This window comes from Streptomyces sp. RK62 (assembly GCF_018070255.1).
Classification (GTDB): domain Bacteria; phylum Actinomycetota; class Actinomycetes; order Streptomycetales; family Streptomycetaceae; genus Streptomyces; species Streptomyces nigra.
The window spans coordinates 332,747-355,930 of the sequence record NZ_JAGPYD010000003.1 but is presented as its reverse complement, the minus strand read 5'-3'; the positions used below and the strand labels follow the sequence as shown (position 1 = coordinate 355,930).

General features: G+C 73.8%; 15 protein-coding genes. 9 read left to right on the top strand and 6 right to left on the bottom strand.

Annotated elements, in window-relative coordinates; all coding sequences use genetic code 11:
* Nucleotides 1–33: 33 nt before the first annotated feature.
* Nucleotides 34–819, top strand: a complete 786-nt coding sequence (locus KBY32_RS07995; RefSeq protein ID WP_210979396.1) for an aspartate/glutamate racemase family protein — start codon at nucleotides 34–36, stop codon at nucleotides 817–819.
* Between the two features lie 106 nt (nucleotides 820–925).
* The gene (locus KBY32_RS07990) at nucleotides 926–1,468 is read left to right on the top strand and encodes a hypothetical protein (protein WP_055619611.1); all 543 of its coding nucleotides are present in this window, start codon (nucleotides 926–928) and stop codon (nucleotides 1,466–1,468) included.
* A gap of 108 nt (nucleotides 1,469–1,576) precedes the next feature.
* Here KBY32_RS07990 and KBY32_RS07985 read toward each other — a convergent pair whose 3' ends face one another.
* Nucleotides 1,577–2,647, bottom strand: a complete 1,071-nt coding sequence (locus tag KBY32_RS07985; RefSeq protein ID WP_210979395.1) for an O-antigen ligase — start codon at nucleotides 2,645–2,647, stop codon at nucleotides 1,577–1,579.
* Between the two features lie 272 nt (nucleotides 2,648–2,919).
* Here KBY32_RS07985 and lnt point away from each other — a divergent pair, with 272 nt between their 5' ends.
* From lnt to KBY32_RS07965, 4 genes are all read left to right on the top strand, one after another.
* The gene (gene lnt / locus KBY32_RS07980) at nucleotides 2,920–4,530 is read left to right on the top strand and encodes an apolipoprotein N-acyltransferase (RefSeq protein ID WP_210979394.1); all 1,611 of its coding nucleotides are present in this window, start codon (nucleotides 2,920–2,922) and stop codon (nucleotides 4,528–4,530) included.
* Nucleotides 4,531–4,708: 178 nt separating this feature from the next.
* Nucleotides 4,709–5,182 (top strand): NUDIX domain-containing protein, encoded by a 474-nt coding sequence (locus tag KBY32_RS07975; RefSeq protein ID WP_210979393.1) that lies wholly within the window; start codon nucleotides 4,709–4,711, stop codon nucleotides 5,180–5,182.
* 60 nt (nucleotides 5,183–5,242) lie between these two features.
* On the top strand, nucleotides 5,243–6,061 hold the full coding sequence (locus tag KBY32_RS07970) for a 3-hydroxybutyrate dehydrogenase (protein ID WP_210979392.1): 819 nt from the start codon (nucleotides 5,243–5,245) through the stop codon (nucleotides 6,059–6,061).
* 89 nt (nucleotides 6,062–6,150) lie between these two features.
* Nucleotides 6,151–8,088 carry a GAF domain-containing protein gene (locus KBY32_RS07965; RefSeq protein WP_210979525.1) on the top strand — a complete coding sequence of 646 codons (1,938 nt, stop codon included), beginning with the start codon at nucleotides 6,151–6,153 and terminating at the stop codon, nucleotides 8,086–8,088.
* A gap of 59 nt (nucleotides 8,089–8,147) precedes the next feature.
* Here KBY32_RS07965 and KBY32_RS07960 read toward each other — a convergent pair whose 3' ends face one another.
* Nucleotides 8,148–9,542, bottom strand: a complete 1,395-nt coding sequence (locus KBY32_RS07960) for an MFS transporter (protein WP_115505904.1) — start codon at nucleotides 9,540–9,542, stop codon at nucleotides 8,148–8,150.
* A 357-nt stretch (nucleotides 9,543–9,899) separates the two neighbouring features.
* Here KBY32_RS07960 and uppS point away from each other — a divergent pair, with 357 nt between their 5' ends.
* Nucleotides 9,900–11,666, top strand: coding sequence for a polyprenyl diphosphate synthase (uppS, locus tag KBY32_RS07955; RefSeq protein WP_210979391.1), 1,767 nt, complete (start codon nucleotides 9,900–9,902; stop codon nucleotides 11,664–11,666).
* A gap of 6 nt (nucleotides 11,667–11,672) precedes the next feature.
* Here the strand turns inward: uppS and KBY32_RS07950 are convergent, their stop codons facing one another.
* Complete coding sequence (locus KBY32_RS07950) at nucleotides 11,673–12,455, bottom strand: thioesterase family protein (protein WP_308293671.1); 783 nt, start codon at nucleotides 12,453–12,455, stop codon at nucleotides 11,673–11,675.
* A gap of 388 nt (nucleotides 12,456–12,843) precedes the next feature.
* On the opposite strand from KBY32_RS07950, the gene KBY32_RS07945 reads away from it, so the two are divergent.
* Nucleotides 12,844–14,469, top strand: a complete 1,626-nt coding sequence (locus KBY32_RS07945; protein WP_210979389.1) for a sigma-70 family RNA polymerase sigma factor — start codon at nucleotides 12,844–12,846, stop codon at nucleotides 14,467–14,469.
* Between the two features lie 18 nt (nucleotides 14,470–14,487).
* Here the strand turns inward: KBY32_RS07945 and KBY32_RS07940 are convergent, their stop codons facing one another.
* Together KBY32_RS07940 and KBY32_RS07935 are read right to left on the bottom strand one after the other, a co-directional pair.
* Nucleotides 14,488–16,938: a SpoIIE family protein phosphatase gene (locus tag KBY32_RS07940; protein ID WP_210979388.1), complete on the bottom strand. Its 2,451-nt coding sequence runs from the start codon at nucleotides 16,936–16,938 to the stop codon at nucleotides 14,488–14,490.
* 186 nt (nucleotides 16,939–17,124) lie between these two features.
* A complete protein-coding gene (locus KBY32_RS07935; RefSeq protein ID WP_210979387.1) occupies nucleotides 17,125–19,197 on the bottom strand; it encodes a SpoIIE family protein phosphatase in 2,073 nt (690 codons plus the stop codon).
* A gap of 269 nt (nucleotides 19,198–19,466) precedes the next feature.
* Here KBY32_RS07935 and KBY32_RS07930 point away from each other — a divergent pair, with 269 nt between their 5' ends.
* The gene (locus tag KBY32_RS07930) at nucleotides 19,467–22,841 is read left to right on the top strand and encodes a pyruvate carboxylase (protein WP_210979386.1); all 3,375 of its coding nucleotides are present in this window, start codon (nucleotides 19,467–19,469) and stop codon (nucleotides 22,839–22,841) included.
* A 61-nt stretch (nucleotides 22,842–22,902) separates the two neighbouring features.
* Here the strand turns inward: KBY32_RS07930 and KBY32_RS07925 are convergent, their stop codons facing one another.
* Nucleotides 22,903–23,163, bottom strand: coding sequence for an EF-hand domain-containing protein (locus KBY32_RS07925; protein WP_210979385.1), 261 nt, complete (start codon nucleotides 23,161–23,163; stop codon nucleotides 22,903–22,905).
* Nucleotides 23,164–23,184 lie beyond the last annotated feature (21 nt).

Here is a 23,184-nt window from a genome sequence, read left to right as displayed (position 1 = left end):
CGCCCGCAAGGGCCCATCGTCTATCGTGGCCGGGTGAAGATCGCGCTGATGGACTCCGGAATCGGCCTGCTGGCGGCGACGGCCGCCGTACGGCGGCTGCGACCCGACGCGGATCTCGTGCTCTCGCTCGACCCCGACGGCATGCCCTGGGGACCGCGGACCCCCGAGGACCTCACCCGGCGCGCCGTGGCCGTCGCCGAGGCCGCCGCCGCGCACCGCCCCGACGCCCTGATCATCGGCTGCAACACCGCCACCGTGCACGCCCTGCCGACGCTGCGGGCCTGCTTCGAACCGGGCATACCGGTCATCGGTACGGTCCCGGCGATCAAGCCGGCCGCCGCCGGTGGCGGCCCCGTCGCGATCTGGGCCACCCCCGCCACCACCGGCAGCCCCTACCAGCGCGGACTGATCGAGGACTTCGCCGCCGGTGTGAAGGTCACCGAGGTCCCCTGCTTCGGGCTGGCCGAGGCGGTCGAGCACGCGGACGAGACGGCCATCGACGCCGCCGTCGCCGCGGCCGCCGCGCTCACCCCCGACGACGTCACCACCGTCGTCCTCGGCTGCACCCACTACGAGCTGGTCGCCGAACGCATCCGCACCGCCGTCCAGCGCCCCGGCCTCCCGCCGCTCGTCCTGCACGGCTCCGCCGGAGCGGTCGCCGCGCAGGCCATGCGCCGGCTCGGCGAGCAGCCCGCCCCGCGCGCGGAGTCCACCGGCACCCTGACCGTGCTGCTCAGCGGCCGCGAGGGCGCCCTGCCGGAAGCGGCCCTCACCTACGCGGAGGGCCGGCTCCTCAAGGCGACCAGCCCCGCCGGCTGACCCCCGGGCCCCCGGGCGGAACCATCTGCTCCGGGCTGGTCCGGTCGGAGCAGTCACTCTGTGCAGCGCGGTACCACCGCAGCGAAAGCTGAGTAACCTCATAGCCATGAGGGACCACCCCCACGGCAGGAAGCCGCACCCCGACATCTGGACCGGGCGGGCGACCAACAGGGTCCAGTGGCTGCTCGCACTCGCCGGCGCCGCCTGCATGGCGCTCGGCATCGGGCTGGCCGTCGACTCCGCGTGGACCGGCGGCCTCGCCCCCCTCGTGATGGCCGTCGTCGGCTGCATCGCCGCCGGACTGCTCGTCCTCTTCGGCACCCTCGCCTTCGTGCACGTCGCGCTGAAGGTCGACCAGGAGTGCCTGGAGGTGCGCTGCGGCCACATCGGCGTGCCGCGCCGCCGTATCCCGCTCTCCGAGATCGTCGGCGCCGACTTCCTGCCGCTGGTCACCCCGCGCCACTGGGGCGGCTGGGGCTACCGGTGGCGCCCGGACAAGGGCACCGCCGTCGTCGTACGCCGGGGCGAGGGCCTGGTCCTGCGACTGGGGGACGGTCACACCTTCACCGTGACCGTGGACGACGCCGAGGCGGCCGTCCGGGTCATCGAGGAGCGGCTGCGCACACGGACGGCGGGCACGGCGCTCTGAGGGCTGCGGGTCACGGGATGACTGTCCAGGGCGTGGGCCGGTGACTCGTCGCTCCGGGATGGTTCGGTCGTCAGGGATCGTGCCGTCGCCAGGCCCGCGGGTGGTGGCTCACGGCACGGGATGACTGTCGCGGGCGTGGGTCGGTGCCTCGTCGCTCGGGGATGGTTCGGTCGTCAGGGGTCGTGCCGTCGCCAGGCCCGCCAGGAGGCCCGCGCCGACCGAGACCGCCGTGAAGCTGAGCGCGTTGCCGACGGCGGCGATCGCGGCCAGGGCCGTCAGGGTCGCGCCCGCCGTGAGGGCGACCGGCGTCGGGCGGCCCGTGCGCCACAGGGCGAACAGCATCCAGCAGAAGGCTCCCGCGAGCAGCAGCAGTCCTACGACTCCCTGCTCCGCGACCTGCTGCAGCAGCGCCGAGTGAGGTTTGCCGTCCACCGGCACCGCGCCGTCGGCCGTCCCGCCGAGCTCGCCGAAGCGGCCGGGACCGACGCCGAGGGCGAGATCCTGGTGGGCCAGCCGCAGGGCCTCGTGCCACAGCCGCACCCGCTGCCGGGTGAGCTGCCCCTCCAGCCAGCCGCCGAACCCGCCCGGCACCGCCCTCGCCGCGACCGCCCAGGTCAGCCCGGTCACCGCCAGCGCCGCCACGGCCAGCCCGGCGATGCCAAGGCCCCGGCGGCGCACGTGACCGGCGGCGAGCGAGCACAGCAGTACGGCGGCGCAGCCGACGAGACCACTGGTGGAGCCCAGCACCGCCGCGGTCACCGCGATCCCGGCGGCGAGCAGGCGCAGACCCAGGCGGAGCACCGCGGACCGCGCCGACCAGGCCGCGCAGCAGGCGGCGCCGGCCGAGAGGGTCAGTACGGCGGCCGTGGCTCCGGCGTGGCCCAGCGGGGCGACCAGCTGGGGGCCGGGCGCCAACCGCGGGACGGCCAGGGTGAGGGTCACCCCGGCCAGCGCACCGGCGCAGGGAGCGGCGACCGGCAGCAGCGCGCCGCTGATCCGCCCCACCGCGTAGCCGGCGGCCACCGCGAGCACCGCCAGCAGAACGCCCTCGGGGCGCCCGCCGTGGACGGCCGCCGAGATCAGCGACCACGCGGCACAGGCGCCCAGCACCACGACGCCCGTCGCGTCAGAAACGTTTCGTCTGTCGCTGTCCTCGTCCGGACCTGCCGCAGACGTCATCCCCGTGAGACCCACCCCGCCCCCTGAACCCGGTCCCCCGACCGGTGACGGACCCCGTCCCACCGGACCTGAACCGGATGCGATCGGGGCTGCGGCATACCGTAACGGCAGATGGGCGGTTTGTGGACGTCTCGTGCATGGGGCATTCACGGGTGGGGGAGGTGGGGCCCGTAGCCGTGAGGTCGAGCGGTGCGTGGGCGAGGTGCCCACCGTCGCCTTCCCGCCGCCGGCCGAGCTGTCGGCCCCGAGCCCGCCCGCCGTACACTCCGGGAGTGACCGTCACCGCAACCTCCGTGGACGAGTCGGACCAGCTCAAGCCGCCGATCGCGCCCTCGCCGCGCGCGGCGAAGCTCCTGCGGCTGGTTCCGGCCCTCACCGCGGCGCTCTCCGGAGTGCTGCTCTACGTCAGTTTCCCGCCCCGCACCCTCTGGTGGCTGGCCCTGCCCGCCTTCGCCGCCCTCGGCTGGGTGCTGCGCGGCCGCAGCTGGAAGGCGGGACTCGGCCTCGGCTACCTCTTCGGCCTCGGCTTCCTGCTGCCGCTGCTGGTGTGGACCGGTGTGGAGGTGGGCCCCGGGCCCTGGCTCGCGCTCGTGGCCATCGAGGCGGTCTTCGTCGCGCTGGTGGCTGCCGGGATCGCCGCGGTGTCGAAGCTCCCGGGCTCGCCGATCTGGGCGGCGGCCCTGTGGATCGCCGGTGAGGCGGCCCGCGCGCGGGCGCCGTTCAACGGCTTCCCCTGGGGCAAGATCGCGTTCGGCCAGGCCGACGGCGTCTTCCTGCCGCTGGCCGCCGTGGGCGGCACCCCGGTGCTCGGTTTCGCCGTCGTCCTGTGCGGCTTCGGCCTGTACGAGCTCGTGCGGCTCGCCGTCGAGCGCCGCCGGACCCGTATGCTGCGGCGGTCGGCCGCGACCGTGGCCCTGCTGAGCGTGGCCGTGCCCGTGGCCGGCGCCCTGGCCGCGCGGCCCCTGGTCAGCGACACCGCGGAGGACGGCACCGCGACCGTCGCGGTCATCCAGGGCAATGTGCCCCGCGCCGGCCTCGACTTCAACGCCCAGCGCCGGGCCGTCCTCGACCACCACGCCCGGGAGACCGAGCGGCTGGCCGCCGAGGTGAAGGCCGGCAAGGTCGCCCGGCCCGACTTCGTGCTGTGGCCGGAGAACTCCTCCGACATCGACCCCTTCGCCAACGCCGACGCCCGTGCCGTCATCGACACGGCGGCCGAGGCGATCGGCGTGCCCATCTCGGTCGGCGGTGTCGTCGAGCGGGACGGCAAGCTGCTCAACGAGCAGATCCTGTGGGACCCGGAGAAGGGCCCCGTGGACACCTATGACAAGCGGCAGATCCAGCCCTTCGGCGAGTATCTGCCGCTGCGCTCGCTCGTCGGGGCCATCAACGAGGAGTGGACCTCGATGGTCCGCAAGGACTTCAGCCGGGGCATCGAACCGGGCGTGTTCACCATGGCCGGAACCCGGGTCGGCCTCGTCACCTGCTACGAGGCCGCCTTCGACTGGGCGGTGCGCTCCGAGGTCGAGGACGGCGCGCAGATCATCTCCGTGCCGAGCAACAACGCCACCTTCGACCGCAGCGAGATGACCTACCAGCAGCTCGCCATGTCCCGGGTACGGGCCGTCGAGCACAGCCGGACCGTCACGGTTCCGGTGACCAGCGGCGTCAGCGCGATCATCATGCCGGACGGGACCATCACCCAGCGGACGGGCATGTTCGTCGCCGACTCCCTCGTCCAGAAGGTGCCGCTGCGCTCCGGTGAGACCCCCGCCACCCGGCTGGGCGTCCTGCCGGAGATCGCCCTGGTGCTGCTCGCCGCGGGCGGACTGGGCTGGGCGATCGGCTCCGGCATCCGCGCGCGCCGGGCCGCCGAGGCCTGACCCGGACTCCTGTTCGCCAACATCTGCGCACGGTCGCCGGCACCTGCCCAGGGTCGCCAAGACCCGCGCACGGTCGCCATGACCCGCGCACGGTCGGTCGCCGAGACCCACGCCCCCGCCCCGCCCTCGCACCCGGTCCCGTCTCCGGAGGCGAGGGTGGCGCCGTTAGGGTCGGGCCATGGCTACTCCTGACTTCATCCGGACGATCCGTGCCGCCGCGGGCCACCAGTTGCTGTGGCTGCCGGGCGTCAGCGCCGTCGTGTTCGATGACGAGGGGCGGGTCCTGCTCGGGCAGCGGGCCGACAACCAGCAGTGGACGGTGGTCAACGGCATCCCGGACCCCGGCGAGCAGCCCGCGGCCGCCGCCGTGCGCGAGGTTTACGAGGAGACCGGCGTCCGGTGCGTCGCCGAACGGGTCGTCCTGGTCAGGTCCAGCCAGGAGGTCACCTACCCCAACGGGGACATGTGCCAGTTCATGGACATCACCTTCCGCTGCCGTGCGCTGGGCGGTGAGGCCCGGGTGAACGACGACGAGTCCCTGGAGGTGGGCTGGTTCGAGGTGGACGCCCTGCCGCAGATGAAGGAGAGCCAGCTCTTCCGGATCAAGCAAGCCCTGGCCGATGAACCCACGTGGTTCGAACCTATGGATTGAGCCTCAAGTATGGGCTGCGGCCATATGTGGCCAGGTGAGGGGGCTGCCTAGGGTCGAGCCATGACCCCGCCCAGCATCCCTCCCGCCCATGGCTCGACCCCGTCCGCCCCGCCCTCCCCGCTCGATCTCGGGGGGCGCACCGCCCTGGTCACCGGTGCCGCCGGCGGCATCGGGCGCGCCTGTGCGCTCCGGCTCGCGGCCGCGGGGGCCAAGGTCAGAGCCGTCGACCGGGACGCGGCAGGACTGGAGGCGCTCGCCGAGCGGGCGCAGGACCTCGGGGGTGCCGTGGAACCCCATGTCCTCGACCTGACGGACCTCGACGCCGCCGAGCAGGCCGCCGCCGGCACCGATGTGCTGGTCAACAACGCCGGGCTCCAGCTGGTGCGCCCGATCGAGGTGTTCCCGCCGGACACCTTCCACACCGTGCTCACGGTGATGCTGGAGGCGCCGTTCCGGCTCATCCGTGGCGCTCTGCCCCATATGTACGAGCAGGGCTGGGGCCGCATCGTGAATGTGTCCTCCGTCCATGGGCTGCGCGCCTCGGCGTTCAAGTCGGCCTATGTGGCCGCCAAACATGGGCTGGAGGGCCTCTCCAAGGTCGCGGCCCTGGAGGGCGCCTCCCATGGGGTGACCTCGAACTGTGTGAACCCCGGCTATGTGCGCACCCCACTGGTCGAGAAGCAGCTCGCCGACCAGGCCCGGGCGCACGGCATCCCCGAGGAGCGGGTGCTGGCCGAGGTGATGCTCCAGGACAGCGCGGTCAAGCGGCTCATCGAGCCGGAGGAGGTCGCCGAGGCGGTGGCGTATCTGTGCGGGCCGCAGGCGTCCTTCGTCACGGGCACCTCGCTCGTGCTCGACGGCGGCTGGACCGCGCACTGAGTCATGGCACGGCGACGGCCCGGACCGGCCGGACATCGAGTTGTCCACAGGGCTGACGAGGTGGTGGCGCGATGAGCAATTCTGTCGGCATGTCCCGCGATCACGTGCAGCCCACCGGGCGTCCCGCCGCAGCCTCCCTGACCGGTGCCGAGACGCCGTTCCTCGAACTGCTGGCCAGGGGCGCGTCCGCCGACGCCTACGAGCAGCCCGTGCTCCTCGCGCGCGCCGAGGGCCGCCCCACCGAGCAGATCGTCGCCCTCGAACAGGCCAAGCTGCTCGCGCTGCGTGTGCGCTCGGAGCTGGAGGGCCGGCGCAGACGCGAGGCCGAGCTGTCGGCCCTCTTCGAGACCGCCCACGACCTGGCCGGCCTGCGGGACCTGGACGCCGTCCTCCAGGCCATCGTCCAGCGCGCCCGCTCGCTCCTCGGCACGGACGTCGCCTACCTCAGCCTCAACGACCCGGCCAGGGGCGACACCTATATGCGGGTCACCGAGGGCTCGGTCGCCGCCCGCTTCCAGCAGCTGCGCCTCGGCATGGGGGAGGGCCTCGGCGGACTCGTCGCCCAGACCGCCCGCCCCTATGTCACCGACGACTACTTCAAGGACGACCGGTTCCAGCACACCCTCGCCATCGACGCGGGCGTGCGCGACGAGGGGCTGGTCGCGATCCTCGGCGTACCGCTGACGCTGGGGCACCACGTCATCGGCGTGCTCTTCGCCGCCGACCGGCGCGCCCGCGTCTTCGAGCGCGAGCAGATCGCGCTGCTCGGCTCCTTCGCCGCGCTCGCCGCGGCCGCCATCGACACGGCGAACCTGCTCTCCGAGACCCGCTCGGCCCTCGCCGACCTGGAGCGGGCCAACGAGATCATCCGGGACCGCAGCGGGGTCATCGAGCGGGCCTCCGACGTGCACGACCGGCTCGCGCAACTCGTGCTGCACGGCGGCGGGGTGCACGACGTGGCCGCCGCGGTCTCCGAAGTCCTCGACGGCACCGTCGAGTTCACCGAGGCCGCCGGAGTCCCGGCCGCCGCCCTGGAGGCGTCCCGCGCCGAGGGCCACGCCGTGCGGCACGGCGGCGACTGGGTCGCGGCCGTGGTGGCCGGCGGCGAACTGCTCGGCGCCCTCGTCCTGCGCGGCCAGCCCGGCCTCGACCCCGTCGACCAGAGCACCCTGGAGCGGGCGGCCACCGTCACCTCCCTGCTGCTCCTCGCCCGGCGTTCCGCCGCCGAGGCCGAGCAGCGCGTCCGGGGTGAGCTGCTCGACGACCTGCTTGACGCCCGCGACCGCGACCCGCGCCTGCTGCGCGAGCGCGCCTCCCGGCTGCACGCCGACCTCGACGCCCGGCACGTCGTCCTCGCCGCCCGCCTCGACGCCGTCCCGGCCGACGCCGAGCAGGAGGCGGACGCCCGCCGGCGGCTGTGGTCCGCCGCCTCCCACCTCGCCGCGACCCGGCACGGCCTGGCCGCCGCCCGCGACGGCGGCACGGTGCTCCTGCTGCCCCTCACCGGGGACGACACCGCCACCGCGCTGGCCCGGCGCACCGCCCGCCACCTCGGCACGGCCGTCCACGAGGCGGTCACCGTCGGCGCCTCCGCCCCGGTCGAGGATCTCGCCGCCCACCCGGACGCCGTGGCCGCCGCCTACGAGGAGGGCCGCCGCTGTCTGGAGGCCCTGCGTCTCCTCGGCCGGCCCGGCGACGGCGCCGCCGCCGAGGACTTCGGCTTCCTCGGCCTGCTCCTGGCCGGCGACCGTGACGTCACCGGCTTCGTCACCCGTACGATCGGCCCGGTCGTCGCCTACGACCGACGCCGCGGCACCGACCTGCTGCGCACCCTCGACGCCTACTTCGCCTGCGGGATGAGCCCGGCCCGCACCAAGGACGACCTGCACGTCCATGTGAACACCGTCGCCCAGCGCCTGGAGCGCGTCGCGCGCCTCCTCGGCGACGACTGGCAGAGCCCGGCCCGCGCCCTGGAGATCCAGCTGGCGCTGCGGCTGCACCGCCTGTCCGCCCCCGCACAGCGCTGACCCCCGCACCCCCGGAGTGCGGGGGATACGGGGGTCGGCTTGTCGAGACGCCGTCCGCGTCAGACGAGCGGGGCGCCGGCGGCGGGAGCCTTGGCGGGCACCTCACCGTCCGAGGGCTCGACGTCGGTGAGATCCCGGTCGCGGGTCTCCTTGGCCACGAGGATGGCGACCACCGTCAGCAGCGCCGCCGCGATGACGTACAGGGAGATCGGCGTCGAGGTGCCGTAGTCCTTCAGCAGCGCGGTGGCGATCAGCGGAGCGGGCGCCCCCGCCGCGACCGAGGCGAACTGGGCGCCGATGGAGGCACCGGAGTAGCGCATCCGGGTCGCGAACATCTCGGAGAAGAACGCGGCCTGCGGCGCGTACATGGCGCCGTGCAGCACGAGGCCCACGGTCACCGCGAGGAGCAGGTTGCCGAAGCCGCCGGTGTCGATGAGGGCGAAGAACGGGAACATCCACAGGCCCACACCGACCGCGCCGATCAGATAGACGGGACGCCGGCCGAGCCGGTCCGACAGCGCGCCCCAGGCCGGGATGACGGCGAAGTGGATGGCGGAGGCGATCAGCACCGCGTTGAGGGCGGTCTGCTTGGACACTCCGGCCGACGTCGTGGCGTACACGAGGATGAACGCGGTGATGACGTAGTAGCTGATGTTCTCCGCCATACGCGCGCCCATCGCCACCAGCACGTCCCGCCAGTGGTGGCGCAGCACGGCGACCAGTGGCATCTTCTCCGCGATGGCGTCGGCGGACTTCTTGCGCGCCTCGGCCTGCTCCAACGCCTGCTTGAAGACCGGGGATTCATCGACAGAGAGACGAATCCACAAGCCGACGATCACCAGCACGCCGGAGAGCAGGAAGGGCACACGCCAGCCCCAGCTGCCGAAGGCGCTCTCCGACAGCACGGCCGTCAGCAGCGAGAGCACACCCGTCGCCAGCAACTGCCCGGCGGGCGCCCCGGTCTGCGGCCACGACGCCCAGAACCCGCGCCGGCGCGCGTCGCCGTGCTCGGACACCAGCAGCACCGCACCGCCCCACTCACCGCCCAGCGCGAAGCCCTGCACCAGACGCAGCACGGTCAGCAGCACCGGGGCGGCGCTGCCGACGCTGGCATGCGTCGGCAGCAGACCGATCGCGAAGGTCGCCCCGCCCATCATCAGCAGGCTCAGCACCAGCAGCTTCTTCCGGCCCAGCCGGTCGCCGTAGTGCCCGAACACCAGCGCGCCCAACGGCCGGGCGGCGAAGCCCACGGCATAGGTGAGGAAGGAGAGGAGGGTACCCACCAGGGGGTCCTCCTCGGGGAAGAACAGCTTGTTGAAGACAAGAGCGGCGGCGGAGCCGTAGAGGAAGAAGTCGTACCACTCGATGGTGGTGCCGATGAGGCTGGCGGCGACGATGCGCTTCAGATTGCCGGGGCTTGTGGGCTGTGGTGGAGCGGATGCTGCGGAGGCCATGTGCGCCACTTCCTCGTGTGCGGTGGGGACGGGTACGTGTCGGCACACCGTAGGAACACGCAGGTCGGGCGCACATGTGGTGGGGCTACATAGTTCCATGGGCTCTTATGCGTGGGATCACCATGCGGGGGTGGGGGAGTGGGCCCCCGTGACCGCGCCTGGCAAGGCACCGCAGCGACCCGCGCCCCCGTACGCCCGCCCCGGCCCCCCGTCAACTCGCGCCCCCGCACCCCCCGTTGAGCGGCCGAAAAACCTCGGCGTGCCGCTCTCGTTGTGAACTGCGTGTTCTTCACCTTCTCAGGCCGGCGGCGGCATGCCCCGCGAGCGGCCGACCGCCCGGCCAGATCCGTAGCGGCGGTGATCGGTGACGACCCCGCGCTCCGGTCGGCGTACCGGTTGTGCCGCGACCGCACCCGGCGGCAGGACCCGGCGGAGTACGCGCTGATCCAGCTCGTGCCCGTCGCCCTGCGCCCCGCCTGCTGGGCCCTGTGGGCCGCCGCCAACACCATCGACGACCTCGCCGACGACCGTACGGCCTCCGCCGGGGAACGGGCCGCGCGGGTCCGGCGGTGGATCGACGCCCTGGAGCGTGAGCTGACCACCGGCACCAGCCCGGACCCCGTCCGCCGGGCCCTGGTGGACACCGCGGCCCGCTGGCGGCTGGACCTGAGCGGACTGCACCACGCCATGACCGAGGTCGCGGTCGACGCGCACGGCAGGCGGTTCGCCGACTGGAGCGGCTGGCGCGCCTGGGGCCGGGGCAATCTGCTGCCCTGGTTCGAGCAGGTCCGCGACCTGTTCGACCGGGCCGGCGTGCCCGTCGCCCTGCGGCTGGACCGGCAGGAGTCGTACGAGCGGTTCCTCGACGGGATGCGTCTCGCCGACATCCTCACCGACCTGTCCGCCGACCTCGCGCAGGGCGACCTCCTGCTGCCCGCCGAAGCCCTCGACCGCTGCCCGGGCGCCGAGGAGGACCTGACCGCGCTGCGCTGGAGCCCCGCCGTCGCCGGACTGGTCGCCCACCTCACGGACCTCGGCCGCCAGTGGGTCACCCAGCCGTCCCTCACCCGGGGCATGCATCCCGGGCCCGCGACGGTCCTCGCCGCCATGGCCGACCTGCTGCTCGCCCAGCTCGACGCCGTCGACGCCGCCGGCCCCGCCCTGCTGCGCGCCCGGCCCCGGCCCGCGCTGCTCACCACCGCCCGTCTGCTCGCCCCCGCCCGGGCCCGCGCGGCCCTCGCCTGGTCCCTCACCCCGGTGCCCGCCCCGCCCGCACGGCGCCCCGCACCGCACCTCCCGGCCGTACACCCCCGCCCGCTGCGCCGCCCCGCCTTCCGCAGCCCGCCGCCCCACCCCAGCGGCGAGCGCCCGCCACGGATCCCGGTGGAGCGGATGCCCGCGCATGTCGCCGTGATCATGGACGGCAACGGCCGCTGGGCGCAGCGGCACGGCCTGCCCCGGCACGAGGGCCACCGCGCCGGAGCCGCAGCCGTGCGCGACGTCGTCCACGGCGCCCTGGAGATCGGACTGCGGCATCTGACCCTGTACGCCTTCTCCACCGAGAACTGGAAGCGCGACCCCGAGGAGACCGGCGCGATCCTCGACCTCCTGCGCCAGGAGACACGGGCGTACCCGTTCGAGGACCTCGACGTCCGGATGCGCTGGCACGGCCGCGCCGACAACCTCCCGCAGGACCTGGTCGACCTGCTGGACATGCGGGAGCGCAGCACCCGCGACCGCACCGGGCTGACCGTGACGACCTGCGTCAACTACGGCGGCCGCGACGAGATCGCCCGGACCGCCGCCGCCCTCGCCCGGCGGGCGCGCAACGGACGGCTCGACCCGGACCTCATCGGCGAGCAGGACTTCGCCGAGCATCTGCCCCGGCCGGACATGCCCGACGTCGACCTGCTGTGGCGCACCGGCAACGAGCAGCGCACCTCGAACTTCCTGCCCTGGCAGGCCGCCTACGCCGAACTCCACTTCACGCCCGACCACTGGCCCGACGTCGACCGGCGCGACCTGTGGCGGGCCATCACCGAGTACACGCACCGGCAACGCCGGCACGGAGCCGCCGGGCCGGCTCCTCACGAACCTGCCACCGCTCCCCGCGACGGGGCCTGAGGGCACCTACCGGGGGCGGACCGTGAGGATCTGCTGCGCCGTGCCGACGGGACCGTCCACGTCGTGGAGGACGGTGCTGGTCAGGCCCTGCCCGGACGGGCCGAAGGAGACCGTGGTGTCCAGGCCGGTCCAGCCGCCGCGGGGCTGCCGGTGCAGATGGACGGTCAGATCCACGTTGGGGAACATCCACTCGGTCGGCGGCCGCAGCACGGCGATGCCGTTGGCGGTGTCGACCAGCGCGAGATACGAGGCGAGCGGGCTGACGGTCTCCCCGGCCACCAGGTCCAGCGGGGTGGACACCCAGGCCGTGGTGCGGCCCGGCCGGGGCGGTGCGACGGCACGGACGTCCAGGGAGGCGATGTAGCCGCCGGACCACAGCTCGGCCATCGGCCACCGGTCCAGCGCGTCGGGCGGGGTCGGGGGCTCGGCCGTACCGCCCGCGACCTCCGTGGTGTCCAGGGCTGTGAGGTACCAGGCGCGGGCGCGCACCACAGGGCGCCCGGCGATCCGGACGACCGCCTCGAGCAGGGCGATGGTGCGCCCGGGGCGGACGGTCTCCACCTCGATCTCGCACTCGTCCACGGCGAGCTTGCCCAGGATGTCGTAGCTGATCCGGGAGAGCACCAGCCCGTCGTCCGGTGACGCCGCGCGATGCCGGTCGAGGGCGTGGACGACCAGCCCGCCCAGCGGGCTGAAGTGCTGCTCGTCGCGGCGCCAGGCGCCGCCCACATGCGGGGTCGGCTTGTAGCGGCGGTCGTCTATGGCCTCGAAGTAGCTGTCGGGCGTCACAGCGCGTCTTCTCCCCAGGGTGCGAGGGGCCTGGCGGGCCGGGGCCCGGCAAGCCGGTGTGGCGCCAGGGTAGTTCGCGGCCGCCGGGCGTCCGGCCGACGGGGTGTACATATCGGAACCGGCGTTCCCGACCGTTCCATTCAGCAGATTCACGGATGTTCCCGTGCACACCGTCCTTGGTGTGATGTTCCCCATTGCGGACCCGGCCGGGGCTCGTGAGTCTCACGGACAGCGCGCGGCCTGAACCGTCCGAAACCTTCGAGTCCCTCCCGAGCCCCATCCGGGAAACGGTCCGGCGAAATCGTCGAAGAACCGTTATCCGAGGCCCGCCGAGCGATCTCCCAGGTATCGGACACCACCGTCCGGCGTCGACGACAGGGAAGCATTGATGAGTACAGAGCGCACGAGGGAACTGACGGCCCTGGTCACCGCTGCCCGTGACGGCGACCCGCAGGCCCAGGACGCCCTGGTCGGTGCGTACCTCCCGCTGGTCTACAACGTCGTGGGGAGGGCTCTGAACGGTTCCGTCGATGTCGACGACGTCGTGCAGGAGACCATGCTGCGGGCCCTCGACGCGCTCGACGGGCTGCGGACGCCCGAGAGTTTCCGCTCCTGGCTCGTGGCGATCGCGATGAACCAGGTGCGCGCCCACTGGCACGCCCGGCAGAACGCCCCCGGCGGGGTCGAGGAGGCACGCGAACTCGCCGACCCCGGGGCCGACTTCGTGGACCTGACCATGGTCCGCCTCCAGCTGTCCGGGCAGCGCCGGGAGACCGCGCGCGCCACGCGCTGGCTGGAGCCCGACGACCGGGGTCTGCTGTCACTGTGGTGGCTGGAGTGCGCCGGTGAGCTCACCCGCGCCGAGGTCGCGCAGGCGCTGGAGCTGTCGCCGCAGCACACGGCGGTACGGGTGCAGCGGATGAAGGCGCAGCTGGAGGCCGCCCGGGTCGTGGTGCGCGCGCTCGACTCCCGGCCCCTGTGCGAGGAGCTGCACGGCCTGCTCGGCTCCTGGGACGGCCGGCCCTCGGCGCTGTGGCGCAAGCGAATAGCCCGGCATGCCCGGGGTTGTGCCCGTTGTTCCGGACTGTGGAGCGGGCTGATGCCCGCCGAAGGACTGCTCGCCGGACTGGCGTTGGTCGCAGCGGCCCCCGCGCTGCTGGACCGGATCCGTTCGGCCGCCGACCTGGCCCCGGCTGGCTCGGCCTCCGCGCTCGCCGCCGACGGACACGGCGGCCACCGGGCCGCGGGCAGCCGGTCCGCTGCCCGCGGTGAGGCCCGCCGGCGCCGCCGCAACCGGCGCCGCGCCGTCGGAGGCGCCGTCGTGGCGGCCTGTGTGGCGGGCGGTGGGCTCTGGTACTTCGACTCCGTCCCCGGCACCGGCCGCCAGGAACCGGCCGCCGCGCGCGGAGCCGGCGCCGCCGTGCCGGACGAACTCGTCGAGCCCAGCCCGGTCAGCACCTCGGCGTCCCCGTCGGCGTCGGCCTCGACGTCCCCGAAGCCCTCCGCCAAGCCCTCGAAGAAGGCCACCCCCTCCCCGTCCGCGAAGAAGACGGAGAAGGCCACGCCGACCAGTCAGGCGCCCACCCGGGCGTCCCGCAAGGCGGCGAGCGCCCCGCAGCAGGAGGCCCCGTCCGGCACCGTCGGCCAGGTGGTCGCCCTGGTGAACAAGGAGCGGGCCACCGCCGGCTGCGGTCCCCTCGCCGAGGACTCCCTCCTCGACAAGTCGGCGCAGGAACACTCCGCCGACATGGCAGCCCGCGACTTCTTCGACCACACCAACCCCGACGGCGCCGACCCCGGGCAGCGCATCACCGCGGCCGGCTACCGCTGGTCGACGTACGGGGAGAACATCGCGATGGGGCAGCAGACGCCCGAGGCCGTGATGGAGTCCTGGATGAACAGCCCGGGTCACCGGGCGAACATCCTCAACTGCTCGTTCAAGGACATCGGCGTCGGCGTCCACGAGGGCCCGGGCGGCCCGTGGTGGACCCAGAACTTCGGCGCCAAGCTCTGAGAAAGTCCCTGGTGAGGGTCACAGGCTCAGCGCGTCGCCGTTCGCGGTGAGGGGCTGCTCGGTCCAGATCGTCTTGCGGTTGCGGCCGTAGCGCGTGCCCCACCGCTCGGCGAGCTGCGCCACCAGGAACAGGCCGCGTCCGCCCTCGTCGGTGCTGCTGGCCTGGCGCAGATGCGGCGAGGTGCTGCTGGAGTCGGAGACCTCACAGATCAGGTGCCCGTCCCGGATCAGCCGCAGCTGCACGGGGCCGCCGGCGTACCGGTAGGCGTTGGTGACCAGTTCACTGACGATGAGTTCGGTGGTGAAGGCCAGCTCGTCGTCGAGCCCCCACTCGGCCAGCTGGTCCCGCACCAGGGCCCGGGCGTCGCCCGCGGCGGTCGGCTCGGCGGACAGCTCCCAGGTGGCCACGTGCCCCGCCGGCAGGACGCGGGTGCGGCCCAGCAGCAGGGTCACGTCGTCGTCGGGCCGGCCGGGCAGCATGGCGTCCTCCACCGCCTTGCAGGTGTGCTCCAGGGACGGTGCCGTACCGGCCAGCGTGATCCGCAGCAGGGCCAGGCCCTCGTCGATGTCGCGGTCGCCGGCCAGCAGCAGACCGTCACTGCACAGGCCGATCAGGCTGCCCTCCGCCAGCTCGCACTCGGCGCTCTCGAACGGCAGCCCACCGAGGCCGAGGGGCGGCCCGGCGGGCACGTCGACGTCCAGCACCTGCCCCTCCGGGTCGAGCACCGTCGGCGGGGGATGCCCGGCGCGGGCCATGGCGCAGTGCCGGGTGACCGGGTCGTAGATGGCGTACAGGCAGGTGGCGCCCACGAGTTGGGGGGCGTTGGCGTCGGCCTGCCGCTGCTCGGTGGCGAGATGGTCCACCAGGTCGTCGAGCCGGGCCAGCACCTCGTCCGGCGCCAGATCGAGGTGCGCCAGCGTGTGCACGGCGGCCCGCAGCCGCCCCATGGTGGCGGAGGCGTGCATCCCGTGCCCGACCACGTCGCCCACCACCAGGGCGACGCGCAGCCCCGACAGCGGGATCACGTCGAACCAGTCGCCGCCCACGCCGGTGGAGGCCCGCGCCGGCAGATAGCGGTGCGCGGTCTCCACGGCCGGGTGCCACGGCACCTCGCTCGGCAGCAGACTGCGCTGGAGGGCCTCGGCGGCCTGGTGCTGCTGGGTGTAGCGGCGGGCGTTGTCGATACAGACCGCCGCCCGGGCCGCGAACTCCTCCGCCAGCGTCAGGTCGTCGGCCTCGAAGGGCTCCGGGCGCTGCGAACGCCACAGGGACACCACGCCGAGGACGACCCCGCGGGCGGCGAGCGGCACCACGATCAGCGAGTGGACGCCGGCCTCCAGCGCGTGCCGGGCCCGTTCCGGTTCGGCGGCGATCCAGCCCGAGCCCGTCTTCAGCTCGGGCAGCAGCACCGGCCGGTGCTCGGCCAGACAGCGATGCGGCGCGGTGTCCGGCGGGAAGAAGAACAGATGGCCCTCGGGGTGCATCAGCCGTACGCCCTCGGGCCGGACCGCGCGGGCCGCCATCCGGCGCAGCGGACCCAAGCTGTCCGGTTCCGGTTCCTCGCCGCGGGTCACCGGCTCCAGCAGGTCGACCGAGAGGGCGTCCGCGAGCTCCGGTACGGCCGCCTCGGCGAGCTCGCGGGCGGTGCGGCCCACGTCCAGGGTGCTGCCGATCCTGGTGCCGGCCTGGTTGAGCAGGGCCAGCCGCCGGCGCGCCCGGTGCCGGTCGGTGACGTCCTCGACGATCTCGGTGACGCCCAGCACCCGCCCGGAGGGGTCCTCCATCCGGAACGCCGACACGGAGATCACGATCTCCTTCTGCGGGTCGCTGAGCAGCCGGCACCGCTGCTCGGCGAAGATCAGTGGCCGCCCCGTGGCCAGGACCGTCTGGAGCTTGCCCTCCACCCAGTCCGCGACCGGCCCCAGCAGGAAGTCCCCGGCCCGCCGCCCCCGGTAGGCGTCGGCGGGCAGTCCGCCGAAGCGGGCGATCGCCTGGTTGACCCGCAGCACCCGCAGATCGGGGCCCAGCACCACCACCCCGATCGGGGAGCGGCGGAAGAAGCCGTCCAGTACCGAGCGGTCGATCTCCCACTGGGTGACCTCATGGGCGAGCGAGCCGACCAGCAGCCACTCGGCACCGCTGTCCAGCCGCTGCACCCGCCGGGCCCGGAAGCCCACGTGCAGCCGGCGCCCCGAGCTGTGCCGCACCGGGAGCAGACCGAACCAGCCGTGCTCGCGCAGACAGGAGCGGGCGGCCTCGGCGACGACCTCCTCGTCCCCGGCGTCGACCAGGAACTCGTGCACGGTCCGGCCCAGCACCTCGTCCGCCCGGTATCCCAGCAGCGTGGTCGCCTGCTCGCTCCAGGCGACCACCCGTCCACGCCGGTCCAGCACCGCCGACGCGGACCGGAGCACCGAGAACGGGTCCTCCGGACTCTCGCTGAGCGACGTAGGGGATGTGTCGTGCATCGCCCACCCATCTCGCGCCGTGCGCGGGGCCACGGGGCCCGGCCACGGGCGCTGCTGCCGTTCCGAATGCCTGGCCTTGCAGCGTTCCCTCTCAGTATCAGCCGTGAGGGCACCCCGTGCTTGATCACGGTGGCCGGGGGCCCTCGGACGGGTGACGGGGCCGGACACCTGCCGCCCGGTGCCGCCTCACCTGGGCAGCGCCCGGGCCAGCAGCACGGCCACGTCGTCGTCGGCGGCCCCCGGCACCAGGTCCGCCAGGAGGTCGTCGCAGATCCGCTCCAGCGGCAGGCCCGGATCGTGCACGGCACGGGCCAGCCGGTGCATGCCCTGCTCCAGGTCGGTGCCCCGGCTCTCGATCAGCCCGTCGGTGTACGTCAGCAGGAGGCTGCCCGGCTCCAGATTCAGATGCAGCACATGCCAGTCCTGCCGGCCCACGCCGAGCGGCGGACCCGCCGCACCGTCCAGGAAGGCGACCGTGCCCCGCCGGTCGGCGACCAGCGGCGGAGGATGCCCCGCGCTGGCGATCAGACAGTGCCCGGACGCCTCGTCGTGCACGGCGTACAGACAGGTGGCCATCTCGTTCTCCCCGAGGTCGGCCACGACGGCGTCCAGGAACCGCAGCACCTGGTCCGGGGCGGTGCCGCGGCGCGCGAGGGTCCGTACGGCCGTGCGCAGCTGCCCCATGACGGCCGCCGCGTGGATGCCGTGCCCCATCACGTCCCCGATCACCAGCGCGGTCCGCCCGCCCGGCAGGGCGATCGCGTCGAACCAGTCACCGCCGACCTCGTGCTCGCCCGCCGGCAGATAGCGCCCGGTGAGCTCGAGGCCGCCGACGTCCGGCAGACACGGGTCCATGAGGCTGCGCTGCAGGGTGAGCGCGGCGTCCCGCTCGTGGCTGTACATACGGGCGTTGTCGATGTTCAGCGCGGCCCGCGCGACCAGCTCGTCGATCAGCAGGATGTCCTGGTCGTCGAACGGCTCGCGGTCCCTCGTCCGCGTCACCACCACCGCGCCGAGGACCGTCCCCCGGGCCACCAGCGGCACCAGCCGCGCCGACCCGACCCGGGCGTACAGGTACGCGCGCAGCGGTTCGGACTCGGAGCCGGGGATCAGCCGGTCGACGTCGTCCAGGTACAGGTTCATGGGCCGGCCGGCGTCGATGATCCGCTCGTACTCCGAACCCGGCGGGACCTGCATGGTCATCCCGACCTCGAGGTGCTCGGCCGGTGCCCGCGGGTCGACGAAGGACGCCGCCGCGCGCCGGGCCACCCCGTGCGCCGACGCGGCGGTCTCATCGGGTGCCACCGCCTCCTCCAGCAGCTGGACGTCGGCGGAGTCGGCCAGCCGGGGCACCAGGACCCGGACGACCTCCTCGGCGGTCTGCCGCAGATCCAGCGTCGAGCCCATCTGCGCGCCCGCCTCCGCCAGCAGCGCCAGCCGCCGCCGGGCCCGCTCGGCCTCCAGGTGGGCGCGCTGCTCCCGGGTGACGTCGATCAGCGAGGCGATCACCCCGACCCGCCGGCCGGCCCCGCCGAGCAGGGGCGCGTAGGAGCACGACCAGGTGCGCCGCAGCGCCGGATCCGGGCCGTCGGAGGTGTACCGGTAGTCCACCACGGCCTCGCCCCGGTCCAGGACCCGCCGCATCACCGTCTCCAGCACGGCCGTGCCGGGCGCGATGTCCGTGACCCGGCGGCCGACGTGGTCGTCCGCCGCGACGCCGTGCATGCGGGCCAGCGCCTCGTTGACCCGCAGGTACCGCAGATCGGGCCCGAGCATGGCGAGCCCGACGGGGGACTGCTCGAACAGCCCCTCCAGCGCCGCGAGCGCGTCCCGCATCCCCTCCACGGCGGAGGTGTCCGCGGCGATGGCGAGCACCCCCGTGCGTCCCCGGGCGTCGGCGAGCGGGCAGTGCCACATCTCCATGTCGACGAGGGTGCCGTCGCGATGGCGGACGGGCAGCCGGGCCACCACCGCGGCGCCGGTCCGCACCGACCCGGTCAGCCGGTCCGCGAGCTGGTGGTTCTCCTCGGGGACCAGCGCCAGCTTGGCGTCGCGCCCCAGCATCTGCTCCGGCGTGTGCCCGAGCAGATCCTGCGCGGCCAGCGACCACTGCACGAGGCGCCCGTCGCCGTCGGCGACCCACAGGGCGAGCGGGAGCAGCTCCTCGAAGACGCCCGCGTGACCCGCCGAGGCCGTGAGCAGGTCCGTGACGTCACCGATCGCGTCGTGCGTCGGCCCGTGGTCAATCGCTCCGGCCATTGGGCACCTCGCTCACACCTCCCGCGACGACAGAAGGCTCAGGAACAGCGTAGGCCGTGTCCGTAAAATCCCGCCTGCCGCCTGCCGCCTGCCGCCTGCCGCCTGCCGCCTGCCGCCTGCCGCCCACGAGCCAGGCCCGTCCGGTCGCCCGCGTACGGGCAATGCACGCCCGCCGGTGCGGGGCGGCACGTCAGTGGCCCGGCTCACATAGCGTGGAAACGATCGCCCCGACACCATGGGTGCTCCGTCTCCGGCCGAAGGGATCAAGAATGTTCCGCAAGGTGCTGGTCGCCAACCGCGGGGAGATCGCGATTCGCGCGTTCCGCGCAGGCTACGAGCTGGGCGCGCGCACCGTCGCCGTCTTCCCGTACGAGGACCGCAACTCCCTGCACCGGCTGAAGGCCGACGAGGCGTATGAGATCGGGCAGCCCGGGCACCCCGTCCGCGCCTACCTCTCCGTCGAGGAGATAGTCCGCGCCGCGCGCCGCGCCGGAGCGGACGCCGTCTACCCGGGGTACGGCTTCCTGTCCGAGAACCCGGACCTGGCGCGGGCCTGCGAGGAGGCGGGCATCACGTTCGTCGGCCCCAGTGCGGACATCCTGGAGCTGACCGGCAACAAGGCGCGCGCGGTCGCCGCGGCCCGGGAGGCCGGGGTCCCGGTGCTCGGCTCGTCGGCGCCCTCCACCGACGTCGACGAACTCGTCCGCGCCGCCGACGAGGTCGGGTTCCCCGTCTTCGTCAAGGCCGTCGCGGGCGGCGGCGGGCGCGGTATGCGCCGGGTCGAGGAGCCCGCCCAGCTGCGCGAGGCCATCGAGGCGGCGTCCCGCGAGGCGGCGTCGGCGTTCGGCGACCCCACCGTCTTCCTGGAGAAGGCCGTGGTCGAGCCCCGCCACATCGAGGTGCAGATCCTCGCCGACGGCCGGGGCGAGGTGATCCACCTGTACGAGCGGGACTGCTCCGTGCAGCGCCGCCACCAGAAGGTCATCGAGCTCGCCCCCGCGCCCAACCTCGACCCGGAGCTGCGCGACCGCATCTGCGCCGACGCCGTCCGCTTCGCCCGCCAGATCGGCTACCGCAACGCGGGCACCGTCGAGTTCCTGCTCGACCGCGACGGCAACCACGTCTTCATCGAGATGAACCCGCGCATCCAGGTCGAGCACACCGTGACCGAGGAGGTCACCGACGTCGACCTGGTCCAGTCGCAGCTGCGCATCGCCGCAGGGGAGACCCTCGGCGACCTCGGCCTCGCCCAGGAGACCATCACCCTGCGCGGCGCCGCCCTGCAGTGCCGGATCACCACCGAGGACCCGGCCAACGGCTTCCGCCCGGACACCGGCCGTATCAGCGCCTACCGCTCGCCCGGCGGCTCCGGCATCCGGCTCGACGGCGGAACCACCCACGCCGGTACGGAGATCAGCGCTCACTTCGACTCCATGCTGGTCAAACTGACCTGCCGGGGCCGGGACTTCCCCACCGCGGTGGGCCGCGCCCGGCGCGCCGTCGCCGAGTTCCGCATCCGCGGCGTGGCCACCAACATCCCCTTCCTGCAGGCGGTGTTGGACGACCCCGACTTCCAGGCCGGCCGGGTCACCACGTCGTTCATCGAACAGCGCCCGCACCTGCTGACGGCCCGTCACTCCGCCGACCGCGGCACCAAGCTGCTCACCTATCTCGCCGACGTCACCGTCAACAAGCCGCACGGCGAACGCCCCGACCTGCTCGACCCGCTGACCAAGGTGCCCCCGCTCCCGGCCGGCGACCCGGCGCCGGGCTCCCGGCAGAAGCTGGCCGAACTCGGCCCCGAGGGCTTCGCCGCCTGGCTGCGGTCCTCGCCGACCATCGGCATCACCGACACCACCTTCCGCGACGCCCACCAGTCGCTGCTCGCCACCCGGGTGCGGACCAAGGACATGCTCGCCGTCGCCCCCGTGGTCGCCCGCACCCTCCCGCAGCTCCTCTCCCTGGAGTGCTGGGGCGGCGCGACGTACGACGTGGCGCTGCGCTTCCTCGCCGAGGACCCCTGGGAGCGGCTCGCCGCCCTGCGCGAGGCCGTCCCCAACATCTGCCTCCAGATGCTGCTGCGCGGCCGCAACACCGTCGGCTACACCCCGTACCCCACCGAGGTGACCGACGCGTTCGTGCAGGAGGCCGCGGCCACCGGCATCGACATCTTCCGTATCTTCGACGCCCTCAACGACGTCTCCCAGATGCGCCCGGCCATCGAGGCCGTACGGGAGACCGGCACGGCCGTCGCCGAGGTGGCGCTGTGCTACACCTCCGACCTGTCCGACCCGTCGGAGCGCCTGTACACCCTGGACTACTACCTGCGTCTCGCCGAGCAGATCGTGGAGGCGGGCGCGCACGTCCTCGCCGTCAAGGACATGGCCGGGCTGCTGCGGGCGCCGGCCGCGGCGAAGCTGGTGTCGGCCCTGCGCCGGGAGTTCGACCTGCCGGTGCACCTGCACACCCACGACACCGCGGGCGGTCAGCTCGCCACCTACCTCGCCGCGATCCAGGCCGGCGCGGACGCGGTCGACGGGGCCGTGGCGTCCATGGCCGGCACCACCTCCCAGCCGTCGCTGTCGGCGATCGTCGCCGCCACCGACCACTCCGAGCGGCCCACCGGCCTCGACCTGCAGGCCGTCGGCGACCTGGAGCCGTACTGGGAGAGCGTCCGCAAGGTCTACGCCCCCTTCGAGGCGGGCCTGGCCTCGCCCACCGGCCGGGTCTACCACCACGAGATCCCCGGCGGGCAGCTCTCCAACCTGCGCACCCAGGCCGTCGCCCTCGGCCTCGGCGACCGCTTCGAGGAGATCGAGGCGATGTACGCCGCCGCGGACCGGATGCTCGGCCGGCTCGTCAAGGTCACCCCGTCCTCGAAGGTGGTCGGCGACCTCGCGCTGCACCTGGTGGGCGCCGGTGTCTCCCCGGACGACTTCGAGGCGTCGCCCGACCGCTTCGACATCCCCGACTCGGTCATCGGCTTCCTGCGCGGCGAGCTGGGCACGCCGCCCGGCGGCTGGCCCGAGCCGTTCCGCACCAAGGCGCTGCAGGGTCGCGCCGAGGCCAAGCCGGTCCCGGAGCTGAGTGCCGACGAACGCGAGGGCCTCGCCAAGGACCGGCGCGCCACCCTGAACCGGCTGCTGTTCCCCGGCCCGACACGCGAGTTCGAGTCACACCGCGACTCCTACGGCGACACCAGCGTTCTGGACAGCAAGGACTTCTTCTACGGGCTGCGCCCGGGCAAGGAGTACGCCGTCGACCTGGAGCGCGGCGTGCGGCTGCTCATCGAGCTGCAGGCGATCGGCGACGCCGACGAGCGTGGCATGCGGACCGTGATGTCGACGCTGAACGGCCAGCTGCGGCCCATCCAGGTCCGGGACCGGGCCGCCGCCACGGACGTCCCGGTGACCGAGAAGGCCGACCGGTCCAACCCCGGCCATGTCGCGGCGCCGTTCGCCGGCGTGGTCACCCTCACCGTCAGCGAGGGCGACGAGGTGGAGGCCGGTGCCACGGTCGCCACCATCGAGGCCATGAAGATGGAGGCGTCGATCACCGCCGGGAAGTCCGGCCGGGTGGCCAGGCTCGCCATCGGGAAGATCCAGCAGGTGGAGGGCGGAGACCTGCTGGTCGAAATCGCCTGATCCGTACCGCCGTGCGACCGAGCGCCCCGCGCGGGGAGTCATCCCGCGCGGGGCGCCGCCGTCACCGGTCCCGCCAGCCGAACCGGCGGTCGACCACCGCCGTGAACTCCTCCAGCGTGACCACCTCGTCGCCGTTCAGGTCGGCGGCGTCGAACAGCGCGGACGAGTCGTTGTCGTCCCCCAGGCCCCAGGGAGGCAGATCCCCCGAGGCCGCCAGCGAAGGGCCCTTGGACCGCAGCGCGACGATGACCTCCGCGCGGGTCAGCGTCCCGCTGTCGTCGAGGTCCAGGGCTTCGAACAGCCGCCGTGCCTTGTCGCTCATCGTGCGCGTCCTCCTGTCGCG

Bases quoted from the DNA above. Each gene is read 5' to 3' on its own strand.
- KBY32_RS07990 (WP_055619611.1), top strand. From the start codon at position 926: ATGAGGGACCACCCCCACGGCAGGAAGCCGCACCCCGACATCTGGACC.
- KBY32_RS07930 (WP_210979386.1), top strand. From the start codon at position 19,467: ATGTTCCGCAAGGTGCTGGTCGCCAACCGCGGGGAGATCGCGATTCGC.
- KBY32_RS07970 (WP_210979392.1), top strand. From the start codon at position 5,243: ATGACCCCGCCCAGCATCCCTCCCGCCCATGGCTCGACCCCGTCCGCC.
- KBY32_RS07925 (WP_210979385.1), bottom strand. From the start codon at position 23,163: ATGAGCGACAAGGCACGGCGGCTGTTCGAAGCCCTGGACCTCGACGAC.
- KBY32_RS07965 (WP_210979525.1), top strand. From the start codon at position 6,151: ATGTCCCGCGATCACGTGCAGCCCACCGGGCGTCCCGCCGCAGCCTCC.
- KBY32_RS07940 (WP_210979388.1), bottom strand. From the start codon at position 16,938: ATGCACGACACATCCCCTACGTCGCTCAGCGAGAGTCCGGAGGACCCG.
- KBY32_RS07985 (WP_210979395.1), bottom strand. From the start codon at position 2,647: ATGACGTCTGCGGCAGGTCCGGACGAGGACAGCGACAGACGAAACGTT.
- KBY32_RS07935 (WP_210979387.1), bottom strand. From the start codon at position 19,197: ATGGCCGGAGCGATTGACCACGGGCCGACGCACGACGCGATCGGTGAC.
- KBY32_RS07960 (WP_115505904.1), bottom strand. From the start codon at position 9,542: ATGGCCTCCGCAGCATCCGCTCCACCACAGCCCACAAGCCCCGGCAAT.
- KBY32_RS07975 (WP_210979393.1), top strand. From the start codon at position 4,709: ATGGCTACTCCTGACTTCATCCGGACGATCCGTGCCGCCGCGGGCCAC.
- KBY32_RS07945 (WP_210979389.1), top strand. From the start codon at position 12,844: ATGAGTACAGAGCGCACGAGGGAACTGACGGCCCTGGTCACCGCTGCC.